This is a genomic window from Pseudoxanthomonas sp. z9 (assembly GCF_006542425.1).
Taxonomy (GTDB): domain Bacteria; phylum Pseudomonadota; class Gammaproteobacteria; order Xanthomonadales; family Xanthomonadaceae; genus Pseudoxanthomonas_A.
This window is the reverse complement of record NZ_VFID01000007.1, coordinates 705,448-725,904: the sequence shown is the minus strand read 5'-3', so window position 1 is coordinate 725,904 and position 20,457 is coordinate 705,448. Positions and strand designations below refer to the sequence as shown.

Annotated in this window: 17 protein-coding genes; 9 read left to right on the top strand and 8 right to left on the bottom strand. The window is 68.4% G+C overall.

Features of this window, described 5'->3' with window-relative positions; genetic code table 11:
• Window positions 1–31: 31 nt before the first annotated feature.
• Both FG323_RS10415 and FG323_RS10410 read right to left on the bottom strand, forming a co-directional pair.
• Window positions 32–1,231 (bottom strand): helix-turn-helix transcriptional regulator, encoded by a 1,200-nt coding sequence (locus FG323_RS10415; RefSeq protein ID WP_141454466.1) that lies wholly within the window; start codon window positions 1,229–1,231, stop codon window positions 32–34.
• Window positions 1,232–1,339: 108 nt separating this feature from the next.
• Window positions 1,340–2,650: a hypothetical protein gene (locus FG323_RS10410; RefSeq protein ID WP_181444166.1), complete on the bottom strand. Its 1,311-nt coding sequence runs from the start codon at window positions 2,648–2,650 to the stop codon at window positions 1,340–1,342.
• A 266-nt stretch (window positions 2,651–2,916) separates the two neighbouring features.
• On the opposite strand from FG323_RS10410, the gene FG323_RS19685 reads away from it, so the two are divergent.
• The 6 genes from FG323_RS19685 to FG323_RS10380 all read left to right on the top strand — a co-directional run bounded on the left by FG323_RS19685 (window position 2,917) and on the right by FG323_RS10380 (window position 9,948).
• Window positions 2,917–3,294 carry a CopL family metal-binding regulatory protein gene (locus tag FG323_RS19685; RefSeq protein ID WP_181444165.1) on the top strand — a complete coding sequence of 126 codons (378 nt, stop codon included), beginning with the start codon at window positions 2,917–2,919 and terminating at the stop codon, window positions 3,292–3,294.
• A 245-nt stretch (window positions 3,295–3,539) separates the two neighbouring features.
• Window positions 3,540–4,313, top strand: coding sequence for a cytochrome c (locus FG323_RS10400; protein ID WP_141454463.1), 774 nt, complete (start codon window positions 3,540–3,542; stop codon window positions 4,311–4,313).
• Entirely contained in the window at window positions 4,291–5,037 is a 747-nt protein-coding gene (locus FG323_RS10395; RefSeq protein WP_220094151.1) for a sigma-70 family RNA polymerase sigma factor, read from the top strand. The genes FG323_RS10400 and FG323_RS10395 overlap by 23 nt, the downstream gene beginning before the upstream one ends.
• Entirely contained in the window at window positions 5,034–5,972 is a 939-nt protein-coding gene (locus tag FG323_RS10390; RefSeq protein ID WP_141454462.1) for a FecR domain-containing protein, read from the top strand. The genes FG323_RS10395 and FG323_RS10390 overlap by 4 nt, the downstream gene beginning before the upstream one ends.
• 96 nt (window positions 5,973–6,068) lie before the next feature.
• Window positions 6,069–9,101: a TonB-dependent receptor gene (locus tag FG323_RS10385; protein WP_220094150.1), complete on the top strand. Its 3,033-nt coding sequence runs from the start codon at window positions 6,069–6,071 to the stop codon at window positions 9,099–9,101.
• Between the two features lie 25 nt (window positions 9,102–9,126).
• Complete coding sequence (locus FG323_RS10380; protein WP_141454461.1) at window positions 9,127–9,948, top strand: DUF4198 domain-containing protein; 822 nt, start codon at window positions 9,127–9,129, stop codon at window positions 9,946–9,948.
• 112 nt (window positions 9,949–10,060) lie between these two features.
• On the opposite strand, the gene FG323_RS10375 is transcribed toward FG323_RS10380, so the two are convergent.
• From FG323_RS10375 to FG323_RS10360, 4 genes are all read right to left on the bottom strand, one after another.
• On the bottom strand, window positions 10,061–13,186 hold the full coding sequence (locus FG323_RS10375; protein ID WP_141454460.1) for a CusA/CzcA family heavy metal efflux RND transporter: 3,126 nt from the start codon (window positions 13,184–13,186) through the stop codon (window positions 10,061–10,063).
• A complete protein-coding gene (locus FG323_RS10370; RefSeq protein ID WP_141454459.1) occupies window positions 13,183–14,739 on the bottom strand; it encodes an efflux RND transporter periplasmic adaptor subunit in 1,557 nt (518 codons plus the stop codon). The genes FG323_RS10375 and FG323_RS10370 overlap by 4 nt, the downstream gene beginning before the upstream one ends.
• Window positions 14,736–16,088, bottom strand: a complete 1,353-nt coding sequence (locus tag FG323_RS10365) for a TolC family protein (protein WP_249889398.1) — start codon at window positions 16,086–16,088, stop codon at window positions 14,736–14,738. The genes FG323_RS10370 and FG323_RS10365 overlap by 4 nt, the downstream gene beginning before the upstream one ends.
• A 72-nt stretch (window positions 16,089–16,160) precedes the next feature.
• Entirely contained in the window at window positions 16,161–16,571 is a 411-nt protein-coding gene (locus tag FG323_RS10360; RefSeq protein WP_141454458.1) for a hypothetical protein, read from the bottom strand.
• Window positions 16,572–16,741: 170 nt separating this feature from the next.
• On the opposite strand from FG323_RS10360, the gene FG323_RS10355 reads away from it, so the two are divergent.
• The 3 genes from FG323_RS10355 (at window position 16,742) to fghA (ending at window position 19,055) form a co-directional block, all read left to right on the top strand.
• On the top strand, window positions 16,742–17,017 hold the full coding sequence (locus tag FG323_RS10355) for a metal/formaldehyde-sensitive transcriptional repressor (RefSeq protein ID WP_141454457.1): 276 nt from the start codon (window positions 16,742–16,744) through the stop codon (window positions 17,015–17,017).
• An 80-nt stretch (window positions 17,018–17,097) separates the two neighbouring features.
• Window positions 17,098–18,207 carry an S-(hydroxymethyl)glutathione dehydrogenase/class III alcohol dehydrogenase gene (locus FG323_RS10350; protein WP_141454456.1) on the top strand — a complete coding sequence of 370 codons (1,110 nt, stop codon included), beginning with the start codon at window positions 17,098–17,100 and terminating at the stop codon, window positions 18,205–18,207.
• 17 nt (window positions 18,208–18,224) lie between these two features.
• Window positions 18,225–19,055, top strand: a complete 831-nt coding sequence (gene fghA / locus FG323_RS10345; protein ID WP_141454455.1) for an S-formylglutathione hydrolase — start codon at window positions 18,225–18,227, stop codon at window positions 19,053–19,055.
• Between the two features lie 29 nt (window positions 19,056–19,084).
• Here fghA and FG323_RS10340 read toward each other — a convergent pair whose 3' ends face one another.
• Both FG323_RS10340 and FG323_RS10335 read right to left on the bottom strand, forming a co-directional pair.
• Window positions 19,085–19,429: a hypothetical protein gene (locus tag FG323_RS10340; protein ID WP_141454454.1), complete on the bottom strand. Its 345-nt coding sequence runs from the start codon at window positions 19,427–19,429 to the stop codon at window positions 19,085–19,087.
• A 75-nt stretch (window positions 19,430–19,504) separates the two neighbouring features.
• Window positions 19,505–20,452, bottom strand: a complete 948-nt coding sequence (locus FG323_RS10335; protein WP_141454453.1) for a DegV family protein — start codon at window positions 20,450–20,452, stop codon at window positions 19,505–19,507.
• Window positions 20,453–20,457 lie beyond the last annotated feature (5 nt).

Below are 20,457 nucleotides of genomic sequence, written 5' to 3'. Positions count from 1 at the left end.
CGATTTCGCGAAGTCGGACGCGGATTGGTTCCTACCCGTCCGCCCGGGACAGGGTATCGCGGCCGGGCCGCGCACCCGCGTCGTCCCGTCGGCGGTAGGCGCTCGGGGTGGTGCCCTGGTGGCGATGGAAGGCGGTGTTGAAAGAGGACTTGGTGTTGAAGCCTGAGCGGTGGGCGATTTCCAGCACGGTCAGATCGCCCAGGGCCGGGTCGCGCAGCAGCACGGACGCCTTCTGCACCCGGTAGCGGTTCACGAAGTCGAAGAAGTGCATGCCCAGCGCCTGGTTGAGGAGCTGCGACAGCTCGCGCTGGCCCCAGCCCAGCCGGCGGGACAGGCTGCGGATGGTCAGGGACGGATCGAGGAAGGGTTCGTGTTCGGCCATGAAGGCGTCGAGCCGGGCGAGCGCGGCCGGTTGGTGGGCGGGCGGCGCCTGCGCGCGATCCGGACACGCGGCATCGGTATCGACGGGCGGCGACGTGGCATCGGCGGGGGACGCCGTTTCCTTCGGAGACGCCGTGTCGGCTTCGGTGACGACGCCCAGGAACAGGTGCTGGCGGGTGAGCGCGGTCAGGGTCAGGGCCGCCGTGATGAGCGCGGCAAGCGCGGCCACCAGCGGGTCCAGCATCCGGTACAGCGCGACCTGCCCGCTCCACCAGGCCAGTGATTTCAGCAGGACGAAGGTGCTTGCGAGCAATGAGACCGACAGCAGCGTGACCAGCCATGCGAACGTGGCGCTGTCCGGATTGGAGCAATAGTCGCGGTAGGCGCGGCGGTAGGCCAGCAATACTCCCGCCATCAGCGCCATGTAGGCGTAGTACTGCAGGTGGAGCAGCGCGCTCTCGATGCGCCGGAACACCAGGAAGGCGGCATCACCCGTCGCGAGCGCCAGCACTCCGGCGTGCGCGGCCAATGCGATCAGGAGGGTGAGCGCACCCGCCAGCAGATGTCCCCGGGTCCGCCGGGCGGGGAAGCACAGGGCCACGACATAGGCGTGCAGCAGCGGCATCTGCAGGAACGCCAGCGGTGTCCGCCAGGGCAGGAGGGCCAGCAGCCGGTCGGGCAGCAGCGGGGATGCCCAGCCGACCACGTCCACCGCGGTCAGCAGCAGGAAACCGGCCAGATAGCGGTTGGCCCGCGCCAGCGACCCCGGGGTGAACCACAGGAATACGGCCATCAGCACGCACAGGCAGGTGGTCAACAGGCCAAGCGCGGGAAGGAACTGCGATTCCATCGGGACGTGGGAGCGGAGCGGGAACGGGCCTGCATAGACAAACACGGGAGGCATCGTCGATGGAAGCGGCGACCGTCATGTGCGGGCAATCCGGCGCGGCGCGGTTTCTCACTCGCGCCAGCGCAGCGCATCGGCGGCCGACTCGGCGGCGCGGTAGGCGGCCGAGTCGGCGCCGTGCGTCAGGAACGCGCGCAGCATGCCGGTGGCATGTCCCTGCCGATTCATCGCCTCGAACACATGGGTGTCGTCGGCGATGAAAAGAAGCCCATGCGGGTAATGCGCGGACAACGCGATTAACGCGCGATAGTCGGCGGTGTGGTCATGCCGGCCCGCGAGCACCAATACTTCGGTGTCGAGACGATGCAGGCGCGCGGAATCGAACCGGACCGGCGTGATGAGCCCTTGCTCCGCCAGGAGGCGCAGGGGACGTACCGCATCGCGGAAGGTTTCCTCGCCCGGGTGGATGCCGTCATCGCGCGGTCGCGCGCGGTCGATGAACGGGGCCTCGAATTCATACAGCCGGACGAGGATCGCCACGCCTTCCGGCGCGGCCATCATCCGCGCGACCTCGTCGACCTGGTAGGCCTTGCCGGCGGCCTCGATCATGGCGGTGTCATCGGCGGCCATCGCGCGGATCAGCCGGGCGCGCTCTTCATCGCGCCGCGCCAGCGGCACGAAGAAGTTCTGCCGTTGCAGGATCCGCAGCCATCGCGCGCGTTCGCCGGGCGCCCGCGCCAACGCCTGCCGCAGCAGCGTCTGCAGACCCGGATCGTATGCACCAATCTCGTCCCAGAAATGATCCGTGCGCAGGCCCAGTCCGGCAGCGATGTACGGATTGAGGGGAGTCTGGGTCCAGGCGCGTTCCACATGATCGCCGTGGACGGCCAGATACTGGTGGATCAGGAACGCGCCGCCGGAGCGGCCATACAGCAGCACCTTGCCGTGTTCGCCCAGCAGGTGCCGCCGTACCGCTTCGATGTCCTCCACCCATTGCGCGCTGTTGAAGACACGCCAGGCGGCGCGCCAGTCCGTGCGTCCGCCGGCGTCCTGGCTGGCGCGGACGAACGAGCGACCCGTGGCGCGTCCCAGGATCCCCACGACGTTGAAGCCGTCGCCGAACAGCGAGGCCTGCAGCGCCGGCATCGCGCCGGCGCGCACATAGAACTGCTGCGCGTCGGCGATGACGAACACGGTCGGCTTGGCGGCGTCGAACGCCGCGCCCAGCTCATAGCGCAGGGACGCGGAAGGTCCCGCGGGTGACCGGTGGTCCAGCGGCACCGTCACTTCGCCGCCGGAAGCATGGGCGGGTGGAACCTGCGCGCGGGGCGCGCCGAACGGTGCCGACGACAGGCAGGCGATGATCGCGAGGCAGGGAAGCACGCGGCGCAGGGTGCTTGAAAGGATGGTTCGACAACGCATGGGCGGGCCTTTCATCTGTTGCTGTCGGCAGAGACGACGCCTGGTGCTCCGTTCGGGAACGTCGACCCCTGATCATCAAGGATGCGATGGCGAGGGAAATCGTCGCGCGGAGGCGGGCTCGACCGGCGTGGAAGGTCCGGCGGACCAGGCAGGACGGAAGCACACGCTGGACCCGGGCCCTGGCTCCAGGATCGGATCGATTTGCAGCGGTATTCGCGGCGCGGTTCATGCACGCGTGCCGCGATTCGTGCGGTACGCTTGCCGGCATGTCGCTTGCCACTCTGCTGATGCGGTGTCTGCTGTGCGTGGCGCTGGTGCTCAACGGTGCCAGCGCGGCAGCGGCGTCCGTGCGGATGCTGGACATGGGGAGCGGCGCGCAAGCCGCATCCGGCGAGCGTGGCGATGCGCATGATCTCGACTGCGCGGGCCACGCTTCCGAACCGGAGGACAAGGGTTCACCATCCGGGCGGGACTGCTGCAAATCCGCCAGCTGCCCCTGCGCCTGCGTCCAGGGTTGCGCGACCGCGATGGACACGCCGACGGATACGCCGGTCATCATCGTGCACGCGGGCGTCGTGCCTACGCCGGTGCTGGAACATCCCGCGCCCGCGCTGCCGCATCTGATCCGGCCTCCCATCGGCTGATCGCCAGCGGATGCGCCGCGACCGCCGGAGCGAATACCGGCGCACGCGGTCCCTGTGCATGGCGCAATCCGCCGCGCACAGCGGCAGACAACATGCCTGAACCCGGAATGGCACCCGCGCGCTGACCACGCGGGCAGTCGTTTCCGACGCGGTGCATCCGCACGAACGCGCCTTCCCCTTCATTCCGCCCCGGCGGCGCCCGAGCGCCGTCGCGGCCACGCGTTTCGAATCCAGGAAAAAACCACATGAAGAAGAACCACACCATTTTGCTCTTTCTTGCCGTCATGCTCGGCACCGTCGTGGTGGCCGGCGCCGCCGTGGTGTACTCGGGCGGGTACAACGTTGCCGCCGATGCACCGCACACCCGCCCGGTCTACGCGTTGCTGGAAACCGCACGCAAGCGTTCGATCGCGGTCCGCGCCGCCGACCTCCAGCCACCGGCGGACCTGTCGGATCCCGCGCGCATCCGCCAGGGCGCAGGCAACTACGACGCGATGTGCACCGGCTGCCATCTGTCCCCTGGATCCGGACCGACCGAGCTGAGTCGTGGCCTGTATCCCGCGCCGCCGGATCTGACCCGTGCCGCGCCGCCGTCCGCCGAAGCGTTCTGGGTGATCAAGCACGGCATCAAGGCCAGCGGCATGCCTGCCTGGGGCACCAGCATGGGCGATGAGTACATCTGGAACATGGCCGCGTTCCTGCAGGAACTGCCAAAGCTGGACAGGGCGCAATACCAGGCACTGGTCGCCAGCAGCGGCGGTCATTCCCACGGCGGCGGTGAAACCGGTGGCCACGCGCATGCCGATGGCGAGGGCCATCACGACGATGCCTCCGGCGCGAAGGGAGGCATGGCGCATGGGGAAACCGGCGACGGGCACGCATCTTCCCACGCGGCCGAAGGCGATGCGGGAACAACCCATGTCCACGCCGATGGCAAGGCGCATACCCATGCAGCGCCGGACGCGGCCGGGAAGAAGGACACCCCGCCCGCCGACGATGGCCACGCCCACCAGCACTGAGGCGATGGTGCGCGATCGCGGCAACGAGGGCGTGGACGGCGCGTCGCCGGAAGCGGGATCCGGTGGCGCGCCGACGGGTGGCGATCCGTGTACCGGATCACCGGCGCCGGAACGTCACAGGGACAGACGTCCCGCATCGATGGCCGGAGAACGAGCAACGGTGAGCCCTTCCCTAGACGACTGGTTCATTGAGCAGGTCCTGCCGCTGGAAGGCTTGATCCAGGCCTTCCTGCGGCGGCACTGGCCCGACCCGGGCGAGGTCCAGGATCTGCGCCAGGAAGCCTACGCGCGCATCTACGAAGCGGCGCGGCGCGGGCTTCCCGCGCAGGTCAAGCCGTTCGTGATGACCACCGTGCGCAACCTGATGATCGATCGGATCCGCCGATCGCGCATCGTGTCGATCGAGGCCATGGCGGATGTCGAATCGGCGGGCCACCGGGTCGACGACATCACCCCGGAGCGCCACCTCGGCGCGCGTGACGAGCTGCGTCGGTTGCAACAGGGATTGGCGCGGCTGCCCGCGCGCTGCCGCCAGGTGGTGGAGCTGCGCAAGATTCACGGGTTCTCGCAGCGGGAGGTGGCTGCGCGCATGGGCATTGGCGAGGACGCGGTCGAAAGGCAGACCCTGCTGGGGATGCGGGCCCTGGCCGATTTCATGCTGGGCGGTGCCGGCCATGTGCGCCGGCCGGGAAAACGGGTGAAAAGGGAAGTGGGCAAACCATGAAGCCTTACGAGAACGTCGAACAGGAAGCGGCGCGCTGGGTATCGCGCGCGGAGGCGCCGGAATGGAGCGATGCCGACGAACGCGGGTTGCAGGCGTGGCTGATGCAGGACACCGCGCATCGGGTGGCCTGGCTGCGCCTGAAATCGGTCTGGAACAGGGCGGATCGGTTGGCCGCCCTGCGGCCCGGCGCCGCGATGGCGACGCGCCGATCCCGGCATCGGGGATGGGCCATTGCGGCGGGCGTCGTCGCGGCGGCCCTGCTCGCCAGCCTGCCCTGGATCGAATCCGATGCCGGGTACAGCACCGGGGTGGGCGGGCACGAATCGGTGGCGCTCGCCGATGGTTCGAAGCTGGAACTCAACACATCGACGCGCGTGCGCGCACAGGTGGAGGCGGGACGAAGGGAAGTCTGGCTGCTGCGGGGAGAAGCGTATTTCGACGTCAAGCCGGATCCGGCGCACCCGTTCGTTATCCATGCCGGCGATCATCGGATCGTGGTGCTGGGCACGCGGTTCTCGGTTCGCCGCGAACGCGAGCGTTTCGAGGTCGCGGTGCTGGAGGGACGGGTTCGGGTCGAACCGGTGAATCCCGTGCCCGGCAAGCCACCGGTCATCGTGGGGGGCGGCGACCTGCTCTACGGAAAGCCGGCCGGCATGGTGGTCGCCAGTCATGCCGCGGATCGGGTACGGCGCACGTTGAGTTGGCGTCACGGCACGCTGGAATTCGACCAGTCCACGCTGCAGGACGCGGCGGAGCAGTTCAATCGCTACAACCGCAAGCAACTCGTACTGGTCGACGACGCCACCGCGCGCATGCGCATCGGCGGCAGCTTCGACGCCAACGGCGTGGAGGCGTTCTCGCGCCTGCTCGCCCAGGCGTTCAACCTGAAAGTGGAAGAACGCGGCGACGAGATTCGCGTGTCGCAGCCGCATTGACCCGGCGACGGGTTCCGGAAATTCGCATACCGGAACCGCCGCGCGGGGTCGTCAGGGTAAGCACGGCCAATGTGCGCTGTAACCGGGGAGAGGGGAATGGCTCGTGCCAAACGAGTGAAGACGATGTTGTCGGTGTTCTGCGGGCTGGCGCTGGCGGTATCCGCCGCGGCCCAGACGCGTACGTTCGATATCGCGGAAGGAGAACTGAAGAACGCGCTGGAGACCTACGCCGCGCAATCGGGCGTGCGGCTGGTGTACCTGAGCGAGGATGTGCGCGGGCTGAGGACCGCGGGTGCGCGCGGCGAGATGTCGCACGACGCGGCGCTGGCGCGCCTGCTGGCTGGCACCGGACTGGTGGTCCGGCGCGATCACACCGGCGCGCTGGCCATCGTGCGCGAACGGTCGCGACCGGAACCGCCATCGCCCGTCGCGATGCCGGTCAACCATGGCGCCGCGACGGCTCCGGACCCGATCACGCCGGGACAGGACGAAACGGCAATCGCCACCGCGCCGCCGGCGGCCACCACCTTCGACACCGTGCAGGTGACCGGCAGCCACATCAAGCGCGCGCAGATGTCGGGACTCGGGCCGACCACCGTCATCGACGCCGAGACCATCCAGAGTTCCGGCGCGGTCTCGGTGGAAACCCTGTTGCAACGCCTGCCCGCATCCGCCGGCGCGGCGGGGTCCCAGTCCAACAACTTCTGGACCGGCAACGGCAATGGTGCCACCCAGATCAACCTGCGCGGACTGGGCGTGAACCGCACCCTGGTGCTGTTGAACGGACGTCGCGTGGTCAACGGCGGCACCGGCGCCAACAATTCAGTGGATCTGAATGTCGTCCCGCTGGCGCTGATCGAACGCATCGAGATTCTCAAGGACGGCGCCTCGGCGATCTACGGTGCCGACGCGGTCGCGGGCGTGGTCAACATCATCACCCGCAAGGATGTGGAAGGGGTGGAGTTTTCCAGCCGCTACGGCGAAACCTTCCGTGGTGACGGCGACATCACCTCGGTCAACCTGGCCTGGGGCACGCGGGGCGAGCGCGGCGCGATGGCAGGTGCCGTCACCTATGCCGAGAGCGGCACCATTCCGATGGTGTCACGGGCGCCTTGTCCCCTGGGCGTGGTGAACGGGCGGCTGGAATGCGTGGGCAATTCGTCCACCATCGGCGGCCGCGCGCGGCTGGCGGATGGACGCATCGTCAACTTCAATCAGGATCCCAACGGCGATCCACGTTCCTATGAAACCTACTCACCCGCCAGGCACAACTACAACTACAACCACACCCTCAACGCGGTCAGCCCGATCAAGCGCATCGGCCTGAGCGCCTTCGGCCACTATGATCTGACCAACGACACGCGCCTGTTCACCGAACTGATGTCGACCAACCGGCGCTCGCACCAGCGGGCTTCGCCCAACACCCTGGGCGTGTACCGGACCATCCGCATCGGTGCGGGCCATCCGACCAATCCGACCGGCCAGAACCTGACCCTGGAACGCAGGCGGCTGGAAGAAGCCGGTGCGCGCATCACCGCGCAGGAAATCGACACGTTCCGCGCGGTGGTCGGCCTGGATGGACGCTGGGGGGATGACTGGGACTGGTCGGTGGCGGTGAACTGGGGCCGCAACAGCGGTACCGACACGTCCACCAACATCGCCAATCTGGATCGGGTCGAAAACACGCTCAACACCAGCCTGTGCAGCAACGCGCCCGGCGCCGCCATTCCGTGCGGCAACTACCTGGGCTACGGCAACCTGTCGCCCGCGGTCCTGGACTACATCCTGTTTACCCAGCGCGGTTCCGGCGGCAACAGCCAGCAGAGTGTCAGCGGCACGGTGTCCGGAACGCTGTTCGATCTTCCGGCCGGCAGCGTCGCATTCGCGTCCGGCGTGGAGTGGCGTCGGGAAAAGGGCTGGCTGTATCCGGACCCGCTGGTGGTCAACGGCAGCGCCAACATCGTCCGCCAGGATCCCATCGAAGGTGATTACACCGCCAAGGAAGCGTTCGTCGAACTGGCGGTTCCGCTGTTGCAGGGCGTGCCGATGGTCGACTACCTGACCTTCAATCTTGCCGGTCGCTATTCCCGCTACGACCTGTTCGGCAGCGACACCAACTACAAGCTCGGGTTGGACTGGCAGATTGCCGAGGCACTGAAGGTCCGCCTGAACTACGCCACCGCCTTCCGCATCCCGAGTATCCCGGAACTGTTCGGCGGCATCGGCCAGGGCAGCCTGACCACGCTGGATCCATGCAGCAACTGGAGCGCATTGCCGGCCGATTCGGTGGTCCGCGCCAACTGCCAGCGCGCCGGGGTGCCGGCGAACTTCCAGCAGCTGGGCAACACCATCCTGACCACCACTGGCGGCAATCCGGCGCTGGAACCGGAGGACGCGCGCACCTTCACCGCCGGATTCGTCTGGACGCCGGGCTTCGTGCCCGGACTGACCCTGACCGCGGACTATTTCCGCATCCGCATCGAGAACGCGATCCGCAGCATCGAGGGTTCGGTGAAACTGCGCGCCTGCTACAACACGCCCAATCTGTCGCACCCGTTCTGCTCGGCCACCCACTTCACCCGCAACGCGGCCACCGGCGAGATCGACTATCTGTCCTCGCAGCAGGTCAACGCGGCCAGCGAGCAGGCCGAAGGCGTCGATCTCGGCGCGCTGTACCAGTTCGACTGGGCGGGCTGGGCGAGCACCGTCAGCCTGGATGCGTCGTACCTGGAACGCTATGACGTCGCGCCGTTTCCCGGCGCGGCGACCATCGAGTACGCCGGCCGGATCACCAGCGGGCTGGGCAGCTATACCCAGTGGCGCGGACTGGCGTCGTGGCGGATGGCGCGCGAGCGCTGGTCGGGAGTCTACAGCGTGCAGTACATCGGTTCGGCCGACGACATCGTGGCCAGGCCCGGCACGCTGGGATCGCGCGCCCCGGCCGTGCTGTACCACAACCTGCAGGTCGGCTACGGCGTGAAGGAGCGTTGGGATGTCTCTGCCGGGGTGGAGAACCTGTTCGATCGCAAGGCGCCCTTCATCCAGAACAACCCCAACGCCAACACCGACACCATGACCTACGACCTGCTCGGCCGCCGCTGGAACGTGCGCGTGAGCTATCGCTGGTAATCCCCTTCATTCAGGACCGGACATCATGATCAAACACGTTCTCCAGGCATGCCTGGCGCTGGCCATCGTCGGCGCGGGGCCCGTCCATTCCCACGATCTGTTCGTGGCCTTTCCCGATTCCCCGGTGAAACCCGGCGAAGCGGTGTCCGCGCACGTCAACAATGGAACCTTCGAGGAAAGCGCCGGCCCGGTGACACCATCGCGCCTGCGTGACGTCACCTTCCTGCAGGCCGGCCAGCGCAGCCATCCGGACGCGGCGCGGTGGAAGGCCGAAGGCAAGCAGAGCCGGCTGAGCCTGACACCGGCCACGGCCGGCACCGCGATGCTCGGTGTCTCCACCCAACCGACGGTGAGCGAACGCAGCGCGAGCGAGTTCGCCACCTATCTGAAACTGGAGGATCTGCCCGACACGCTGGCGAGCTACGACCCGGCCCGCTATCCGAAGGGCGTGCGCTATGCCTATGCCAAGCACGCCCGGGCAATCCTGCAGAGCGGCGAAGCGCGGACCGATGACTATGCGGACAGCCTGGACTATCCGCTGGAGATCCGGCTATCGCGGCATCCGGCCACGGTCGCGCCGGGCGAGCGCCTCGGCTTTGAAGTCCTGTACCGGGGAAAACCGGTTTCCGGGCTGCGGGTGCATGTCGGGCGTGGCACCGAAGCCGCGGGTGGTCCGGCGCCGCCGGCGCAGCTGCTGCGCACCGATGCGCAGGGACGCGGCGAGTTCGAAGTGACGAAGGCGGCGATCTGGTACATCCACACCAATCGGATGGAGCCCACTACCGAGGATGGGCTGGACTTCATTTCCGATCGCGCTTCGCTGACGTTCCACGTCGGCGCACACTGACACGGACGCGTAACGGCAACAGGCCGGGACGGCCGGTTTTTCTCTCTTTGTCATCTCTCTGTTGTAACCGCCGCGGAAGCTGGCTTCCGCGGCTTTTTTTTAACCCCGTCTTTCAGGCAGGCAACGCACGCCCCCGCAACAGCCGGTACGCCGCCGGAATGATCAGCATCGACAGCAACGGCGCGGTGATCATGCCGCCAAGCATCGGCGCGGCGATCCGCTGCATGACCTCGGATCCGGCGCCACCGCCGACGAACAGCGGGAACAGGCCGGCCAGGATCACCGCCACGGTCATCGCCTTGGGCCGCACGCGCTGCACGGCGCCTTCGCGGATGGCGGCTTCCAGGGTGGCGAGGGTGGCCGGTTCGCCGGCGGCCAGCCGCTGTTCCCAGGCCTGGCGCAGGTACAGCAGCATGATCACGCCGAACTCGGCGGCGACGCCGCCCAGCGCGATGAAGCCGATCATGGTTGCGACCGATACCGCATGGCCCAGCGCCCAGATCAGCCACAGGCCGCCGACCAGGGCCAGCGGCAGGCTGAGCAGGATGATCGCGACCTCGCCGAAGCGGCGGAACACCAGCCAGAGCAGCAGGCAGATGATCGCCAGCGCCGCCGGCACCACCCACTGCAGGCGCGCCACGGCGCGTTGCAGGTACTCGTACTGTCCCGACCAGGCGACGCCGTAGCCCGGCGGAAGCGACACGTCCGCCTTCACCGCTTTCTGCAGATCGACGACCACCGAGCCGAGGTCGCGTCCGGCCACATCGACATACACATAGCCGGCCAGGCGGCCGTTGTCGCTGCGGAGCATCGGCGGACCGGGATTGAGGTCGATGTCCGCGATCTGTTCCAGGGTGAGCTGGACGCCGCCGGCGGCGAGCAGCGGCAGGCGGCGGAGGGCCTCCAGCGAGTCACGCTGTTCGTGCGGGTAGCGCACCACGATCGGATAACGTTCGCGTCCTTCGATGGTCTCGCCGATGGGCTCACCACCGACCACGGTCGCGATCACCTGCTGGATCTGCGCCTGGGTCAGTCCGTAGCGCGCCGCGGCCTGCGGCCGGACCCGCACGTCGACGTAGCGGCCGCCGGCCACCCGTTCGGCGAGCGCCGAGCTGACGCCGGGTACGCCACGCGCGACCTGCTCGATGCGGGCGCCGAGGCGTTCGATCTCCGCGAGATCCGGACCGGTCACCTTGATGCCGATCGGGCTCTTGATCCCGGTGGCGAGCATGTCGATGCGGTTGCGGATGGGCGGCACCCATAGATTGGTCAAGCCGGGCACGCGCACCGCGGCGTCCAGTTCCCGGCGCAGGCGTTCCGGGGTCATTCCGGGTCGCCACTGGTCACGCGGTTTGAAGGTCACCGTGGTCTCGAACATCTCGATCGGCGCCGGATCGGTGGCGGTGTCCGCACGTCCCGCCTTGCCGAACACATGCGCGACTTCCGGCACCGTCTTGATCATGCGATCGGAAATCTGCAGCAACTGGCGCGCCTTGTCGGCGGACAGCCCCGGCAGCGCGGTCGGCATGTACAGCAGGCTGCCTTCGTCCAGCGGCGGCATGAACTCGCTGCCGATGCGCGCGTAGGGCACTGCGGTCAATGCGAGCAGCACGCCGCCGAGTACCAGGGTCATGCGCGGATGGCGCAGCACGCGGTCCAGCAGCGGGCGATAGCCGGCAATCAGCACCCGGTTGAGCGGATTGTCGTGCTCCGGCCGGATCCGGCCGCGGATGAGGTAGCCCATCAGCACCGGGATCAGCGTCACCGACAGCCCGGCCGCGGCGGCCATCGCATAGGTCTTGGTGTAGGCCAGCGGCGCGAACAGGCGTCCCTCCTGCGCCTGCAGCGCGAACACCGGCACGAAGGACAGGGTGATGACCAGCAGGCTGGCGAACAGCGCCGGCCCGACTTCGGAGGTGGATTCGGCCATCAGCCGCCAGCGCTCCTCGCCCGCCGGTTCGCGTCCGTGCGCCTCCCGCCAGCGTTCCAGGTGCTTGTGCGCGTTCTCGATCATCACCACCGCGGCGTCGACCATGGCGCCAATCGCGATCGCGATGCCGCCCAGCGACAACAGGTTGGCGGTGATGCCCTGCCAGTGCATGACGATGAACGCGGCCAGCACGCCCAGCGGCAGGGTGATCACCGCGACTAGCGCCGAGCGCAGGTGCCAGAGGAACAGCACGCAGACCAGCGCCACCACCAGGAATTCCTCGCCCAGCTTGCGGGTGAGGTTGTCGACCGCGTGACGGATCAGTTCGGAGCGATCGTAAACCGGGACGACCTCCACGCCCTTCGGCAGGCTCGCCTGCAACTGGGCCAGACGCGCCTTCACGTTCTCGATCGCCCCCAGGGCATCCTTGCCGCTGCGCAGAATGATGACGCCGCCGGCCACTTCGCCTTCGCCGTCCAGTTCGGCGATGCCACGACGGAAGGTGGGGCCACGGGTGACGGTGGCGACCTCGCCCAGCGTCACGGGAATACCGTCGGTGCCGGCGATGGGCACCTGCTCGAACGCATCGCGGTCGCGCAGGTAGCCTTCGCTGCGGACCATCAGGTCGGCTTCGCCCTGTTCGATGACCGAACCGCCGGTGGCACCGTTGGCCGCGTCCACCGCTTCAATCAGCTGGGCGACGGTGATGCCGCGCGCGGCCAGGGCCTGCGGGTCCGGGATGATCTGCCATGCCCGCACCGCGCCGCCGATGCTGGCGACTTCGGCCACATCGGGCACCGTCTTGAGTTCGTAGCGCAGGAACCAGTCCTGCAGCGCGCGCAATTGGCCGAGGTCGTGGCGGCCGCTGCGGTCGACCAGCGCGTACTGGTAGATCCAGCCCAGTCCGGTCGCATCCGGCCCCAGCGACGGGCTGACATCCGCCGGCAGGCGATCCCGGATCTGGCTGAGATATTCGAGCACCCGCGAGCGCGCCCAGTACGGATCAGTGTCGTCGTCGAACAGCAGGTAGACGAAGGAATCACCGAAGAACGAGAAACCGCGCACCGCCTTTACGCCCGGCACCGACAGCATGGTGGTCGCGAGCGGATAGGTGAGCTGGTCCTCGACGATGCGTGGCGTCTGCCCCGGCCATTGGGTGCGGAGGATGACCTGGGTGTCGGACAGATCCGGCAATGCATCCAGCGGCGTGTGGCGCACCGACCACACGCCGGCCACTGCCAACAGCGCGGCGGCCAGCAGGACCAGTCCGCGGTTGGCGATGCAGGCGCGGATGAGGCGCGCGATCATGGCTGCTTCTCCGTTGTGGCGGGGATGACGTCGCGGGCCGTGCAATCCGTGGCCGCGCCGATGGCGAATTTCGGCACCAGCTGCATGTCCATGAAGGGCGACTTGCCGGGCTTGTCGAAGTGCTGCCCGGGCATCATCGGGTCATACCAGTACTGCACCGGGCAGGTGCGCGCGGCGGGCGAGGCCCTGGTCCGTGCCGGGGCCTCCGGAGGCATCGCGCGTGGTGAGGGCTGGGGTTGCGCCGGCACGTCGCCGGCCGCGGGCATGGCATGTCCGGCGTGCGCGTCCACGGTGGTGACGTCCTCGCCGGGGGCGTGCGATGTGGATGTCGATGGAGCGGCGTCTTCCGCGCCCAGTCGTTGCAGCGCGCCGGACAGGCTGGCTTCCGAATCGATCAGGAACTGTCCCGAGACCACGACCCGTTCGCCGCCGCGCAGGCCGTCCAGGATCTGGACCCGCCCCCTTGCACTGCGACCGGTCCGCACCGCCACCGGTTCGAAACGGCCTTCGGTGGTCTGCACGATCACCCGGCTTTCGCGCCCGGTGGCGATCAGCGCCTCGACCGGCACCAACGGCAACGCGGGTCCGGAGGATGGTTGCAGCAGTACTTCGGCGAACATGCCCGGAACCAGTCGTCCTTCCGGATTGCGCAGCACGATGCGTGCCCGCCGGGTCCGGCTGTTCGCGTCCACCTGCGGCAACAGGGCTTCCACTTCGCCGGTGAAGCGCTGTTCCGGCAGCGCATCGACGCGGGCCTCGACCGGCGTGCCGGCGCGTAGCGATCCGGCGTCGGCCTGCGGAATGGATGCCTCCAGCCAGAGCGTCTCCAGACCGTTGACGCGGAACAGCGGCGTGCCCGGCAGGACGGTCTGGCCTTCCCGCACCAGCACTTCGCTGATCACGCCGTCGTGTGGCGCCACCAGGGTCGCGCCGCCCGCGCCGGCACCCCCCGGTACACCGAGATTGCGCAGGCGCTGGCGGGCGGCTGACTGGAGTTCGCGCGCGGCCGGCGAGTCGGCCTCGGCCAGCGCGCGCGCTTCGGCCACTGCGCTGCTCCAGCCGGGCGCGATCAACGTGGCCAGTGCCTGCCCGCGGTGCACGGGCGTGAATGGCGCCTTGGTCAACACGTGCGTGACCAGGCCCTCGGCGCGGGCGCTGACCACGGATTCGAGCCGGAGATCCCAGCCCAGCGTGCCGGGCACGCGCAGCCCGATGTCGAGTTGGCCCAGGCCGACTTGCTCGGTGCGGATGCCGACGCTCTGCCGCTGCGCGGCGTCGATGCGCACGCCGCTGGCGGCCTCGTCGGCATAGCGCGGCACCAGCGGCATGTCCATGAAGGGCGACTGGCCGGGTTTGTCGAAGCGTTGCTCCGGCACCATCGGGTCGTACCAGTACAGGACCGTGCGTTCGCTGACGGCAGGGGCGGGGGGCGATGACGGTGCCGATGCAGGCGGTGGCGAGCGGCGCGCCCACAGGTAGCCGCCAAGCGTGCCGATACCGAGCAAGGCGACGGACACGATGACCCCGAGCAGGCGGGAGGTGGAAGTGGTCATGGGGTGTTCTCCGGTTCCGGAAGCAGATAGGCCAGCGCCGCCCAGGCGCGGCCGAGTTCGCCTTGCAGGCGGGCCTGTTCGAGGTGTTGTTCGATTTCATCGCGGCGTGCGTCCAGCCATGGCTGCAGATCACCGCCGCCGGCATACCCGGCCAGCGCGGCGCGTGCGCGATCGCGGGCCAGCGGCAGCACGTCGTGCTGCTGGCGCTGGAGCTGGCGACGCAATCCCTGCCAGGTCGCCAGCGCGCGGCGCACGCTTTCGCGCTGCGCGCGACGCGCGTCTTCGCGTTCGGCGGCAACCGCGCCCAGTTCCGCACGACGCGCGGCGATGTCGCGGTCCTGGCGGTTGCGGGTGAACAGCGGCAGGCCGACCGAGATCTCCAACATCAGCATGTCGCTGCGCGGCATGCCGTCCGGCGCGCGATCACGGCGGCCGTAGGTCACGCCCAGGCTCCAGTCCGGACGTTTCCCGGCGAGCGCGGCGTCCAGCTGCGCCTCGGCGACGGCTTGCTGCGAGGTCCACGGCAGCAAGGCGGCATGACGCGCGATCGCGGCCATCGGATCGGCCTCGCCCGCGGGGAGTTCCATCAGTTCCGGCGCCGGACCCTGCGCCACGGGAAGCGCGTCCTGCGGCGGCAGCCAGCGCGACAGGCCGGCCTGCGCCGCCTGTACGGCGGCCTCGGCCGCATCGATGCGGCTTTCCAGCAGCAGCGCCGCCGATTTTGCCGCCAACGCGTCGGCCGCGGTTCCCGAACCACCGGCCAGGCGCGCACGCGCGGTGCGCGCCGCCGCGTCCGCTGGTTCGCGCAGCGCGGTCAAGGCCTCGCGACCCTGCTGCGCGGACCATAGTTCGATCCACGCCGTGGCCGCCGCTTGGCGCACGGTGTTGCGTTCGACCAGCGACATCGCCTGCGCCTGCGCCACACCGGCATCGGCCAGTGCCTGGCGGGCGCGGCGCTTGGCCCGCGCGGGAAACTCCTGCATCAGGCCGATTTCCTGCGTGGTCATTTCATCGGCGCGCAGGTCGAACGCATCCGGACCGGTGACCGGCCAGTTGGAAAGACCCACGGTCAGCCGGGGATCCGGCAGCGCGGCGGCGCGGCCGGCGTCTTCACGCGCGGCCTCCAGCCGCGCTTGGCGCGCCGTCAGCAGCGGCGCGTTCTGTTCCGCCAGGCGCAGTGCCTGGGTGAAGCTCAGCGGGATGGGAGTGGACGCGGCAGGGAAGCCGGCGAGCAGCAGGGCGCAGCCCAGGCTAATGAGGAACAGCCTGGCGGGAGGCATTCCGGCGGGAAGCGGGCGCAGCCAGCGACCACTCCCGCGCTGGAAGCGCGGTGGCGAAAGGGAATACATGGAACCTCCGGACAAACGACGGCGAGCACGCGGCATCGCATGCCGCGCGGGCGGGACGGTCGTGTCGGAGGTCTAAATCTGCAGGCTGCAGAAGCGCTGCGCGGGCGGTGGATCGGATTGGCAGACGGGGACGTCGCGGTAGTGCCGCGCAGGTGCCGGCGGCAGCCGGGCTTCACTCAGATCGAACAGGGAGGGCGGCAGCGCCAGCGGCGCGACCTGGGGCGACTTGAGGTCCGGCGCGGCGACATGATCGCGCTGGCAGTGCTGGTGACACAACGTCGGCGCATCGGGGTCGAGCGTGGTCATGCCTTCGCAGCCGGCCATCACGCGCGCAGGTTCGGCAGGCGCCTCCAGCGGACAAGCGTAGGCCATCAGCGCCAGTTGCTGCAGCAGCAGCGCGCAGACGCCCAGCCACGCCATGCGCGCCCGCATGCGCGGGCGGCGCAGGCGACGGAGAAGCGGCAGGGACCAGGACCGGAGCATGGCGAAGAGTTTAGTCCCCTGATGGCGCCGGTCGATGATCCGGATCAAGTTCGCGCGCGTGCGTTTCCCGCGGAGACCTGATGAAGCAAGGTCCAGGGTTGGGCGGCCCCACGGCTTCACTGACCGCATCGGCTCAGATACCATACCCCAGTATTGGATAGGAGGCGGCCATGCCCCATACCGAAGTCGAGAAGAAGCGGGTATTGACCCGGGTGCGGCGCATCCGCGGCCAGGCCGAGGCGCTGGAACGCGCGCTGGAGGCCGGTACCGACTGTGGGGCGGTGTTGCAGCAGATCGCCGCCATCCGCGGCGCGGTCAACGGGCTGATGTCGGAGGTGATGGAAGCCCACATCCGCGAGGAGTTCGGCCAGCCGGCCCAGTCCGACGCGCAGCGCCAGGCCCGGGTCCGCGAAATGGCCGGGCTGGTGCGCTCCTATCTGAAATGAATCCGTCGGACGATGGCCCGGAATCGTGGCCTCGTCCGAACCGTCATGCCGTCATCCCAGGAATACGCAGGAGAATCCCCATGAAAAGCCGTGCCGCCGTCGCCTTCGCTCCCGGCAAGCCACTGGAAATCGTCGAGATCGACGTCGCCCCGCCGCAGAAGGGCGAGGTACTGATCAAGATCACCCACACCGGTGTCTGCCACACCGACGCGTTCACCCTGTCCGGCGATGATCCGGAAGGGTTGTTCCCGGTGGTGCTCGGCCATGAAGGCGCCGGTATCGTGGTGGAAGTGGGTGAGGGCGTGACCAGCGTCAAGCCGGGCGACCACGTGATTCCGCTGTACACCGCCGAATGCGGCGAGTGCCTGTTCTGCAAGAGCGGCAAGACCAACCTGTGCGTATCGGTGCGTGCCACCCAGGGCAAGGGCGTGATGCCCGACGGCACCAGCCGCTTCAGCTACAACGGCGAACCGATTTACCACTACATGGGTTGCTCGACCTTCAGCGAGTACACCGTGGTGGCCGAGGTCTCGCTGGCGAAGATCAACCCGGAGGCCAACCCGGAACACGTCTGCCTGCTCGGCTGCGGCGTGACCACCGGGATCGGCGCCGTGCACAACACGGCCAAGGTGCAGCCCGGCGATTCGGTCGCGGTGTTCGGACTCGGCGGCATCGGCCTGGCCGTGATCCAGGGTGCCCGCCAGGCCAAGGCCGGGCGCATCATCGCGATCGACACCAACCCGTCCAAGTTCGATCTGGCACGCGAATTCGGCGCCACCGACTGCATCAATCCCAAGGACTTCGACAAGCCGATCCAGCAGGTGGTCGTCGAGATGACGGGCTGGGGCGTCGATCACAGCTTCGAGTGCATCGGCAACGTCAACGTGATGCGGGCCGCGCTGGAATGCGCACACCGCGGCTGGGGCCAGTCGGTGATCATCGGCGTGGCCGGCGCTGGCCAGGAAATCTCCACCCGCCCGTTCCAACTGGTCACCGGCCGCAAGTGGATGGGTACCGCCTTCGGTGGCGTGAAGGGCCGCAGCCAGTTGCCGGGCATGGTCGAGGACGCGATGAAGGGCGACATCGAACTGGCGCCGTTCGTCACCCACACCATGGCACTGGATGCCATCAATGACGCATTCGATCTGATGCACGAGGGCAAGTCGATTCGTTCGGTGGTCCATTACTGATTCCGGGAACGCGAACCATGCAACGCATCGAACAACACGCCTGTTTCGGCGGATCGCAGGAAGTCTGGAGCCACCGCTCGACGGTGCTGGACTGCGACATGCGCTTCGCCGTGTACCTGCCGCCGCAGGCGAAGACCCAGCGCCTGCCGGTGCTGTACTGGCTGTCCGGGCTGACCTGCACCGAGCAGAATTTCATCACCAAGGCCGGCGCGCAGCGCTACGCCGCCGAACACGGCGTGATCCTGGTGGCGCCGGACACCAGCCCGCGTGGCGACGACGTCGCCGACGCAGAAGGCTATGACCTGGGCAAGGGCGCGGGTTTCTACCTCAATGCCACGCAGTCACCGTGGTCATCCCACTACCGCATGTACGACTACGTCGTGGAAGAGCTGCCGGCGCTGATCGAGGCGCACTTTCCGGCGACCGGCGCGCGCGGGATCAGCGGGCACTCGATGGGCGGGCATGGCGCGCTGATCGTGGCGCTGAAGAACCCGGGCCGGTATCGCAGCGTGTCGGCGTTCTCGCCGATCGTCGCGCCGGCGCGCGCACCCTGGGGCGAGAAGGCGTTCACCGCCTATCTGGGCGAGGACCGCGAGGCCTGGAAAGGCTGGGATGCGAGCGAACTGGTCGGGCATGCCAGCGAACGCCTGCCGCTGCTGATCGATCAGGGCGAGGCGGACGAGTTCCTGGATGGCCAGCTGAAGCCGCAACTGCTGCGGGACGCCTGCGACCGGGCCGGGCACCCGCTGAGGCTGCGGATGCGGCCGGGCTACGATCACAGCTACTACTTCATCGCCAGCTTCATCGGCGAGCACATCGCCCACCACGCGGCGGCATTGCGGGCCTGAGGCCCGCCGGCGTCGGGCAGCGGCCGCCGTCAGGCGGCCGAGACGTCGCGCAGTTCCCAGGCGCTGCCGGACAGCAGACGCAGGCGGTGCTTCAGCACCTGGCCGGGAATGGAAGTGGTCGCCACCAGCACGATCCGCAGATCGTCCTGCTGGCCGGAAACGCGGGCGCCGGGATCGGTCAGTCCCAGTCCGGGGTCGACGTCATCGGGATCGTCCTGCTTCAGCCGCCAGCGCTGGAACAGGCCATCGCTCTGCAGCGCCGACTGCAATTGCGCCGCGAATTCGTCGGCGCCGTGGGCGGTGAAACTGAGTGCCGGATCGCCACCGCGGGCGCGGTCGGGGTCGGGCAGGCTGATGTAATAACGCACGGCCATACGAGCCTCTCGTCCTTGGGTGGCTAAGGTTAGCGATCCCGAGCGTTAGCTGTCCGTTATGACGGCGACGCAGGCTTAAGCCGGCTTGAACACGTGCGGTGCGGAGGCGAACCCCACCACCATCGCACCCTTGCCGACGTTGACCATGCCGGTCAGGCTCATGACGCTCTCGAACACCTCGACGTTGTGGTTGGCGCAGATGTCGCGCAGGCGCTGGTAGCCGGGCAGGGAACGCATCTCCGCCAGTTCGCCGCCATAGCCCAGGCACACGGTGGGTGTCATCAGGCCGTCCATCACCCGATGGCCGGTAAACCGGAACAGCTGCTCGACCGCGTTGTCGAATCCCTTGATCTTGGCGACCGGCTCGGTGTTGCCGGCATGCCCATGCAGCACCGGCTTGATGTCCAGCGCGCTGCCCAGCGCCGCGCTGAGCAGGCCGACGCTGCGATCACCCTTGGTCCGCGCCCGCGCCCGCAGGTAATACAGATCGCGGGGAATCATGTAGCCGTGGGTGTGATTGGCCAGTTCCTCCAGGCGCACCCGGATCTGTTGCACGCTGGCGCCGGCCGCGCGCATGCGCACGGCTTCTACCGCGGTGACGCCCTGCGCGGCGAACAGGTTCTGGGTGTCGATCACCCGCAGCGCGAACGGCGAGTTGAATCCCGCCGCCTGCCGCACCGGTTTGTAATCGTTGAGGATGGCGAAGCTCGCCTGCATCGCGTTGTCGTGGATCGGACTGCGCGTGCGGGTGATGGTCAGGCAGAACACGTGGTCGTAGTCCATCACCAGCTTGCCCAGGAACAGGTCCCGGATCTGGGCGACCGAGAACGGCGTGGTCTCGGCCTCGTGCCCGCGCTCGGCCACGTGCGCCTGGAGAAAGCTGAGCGTCGCTTCCTCGTCGCGGTGATCGGTCAGTACGGCGTCACCGATGCGTACGGTGATCGGCAGCAGGATGATGTTGTTGTCGCGCAGGAAATCCTGCGGTAAATCACAGGCGGAGTCGACGACGATTCCGATGCGCATCTTTG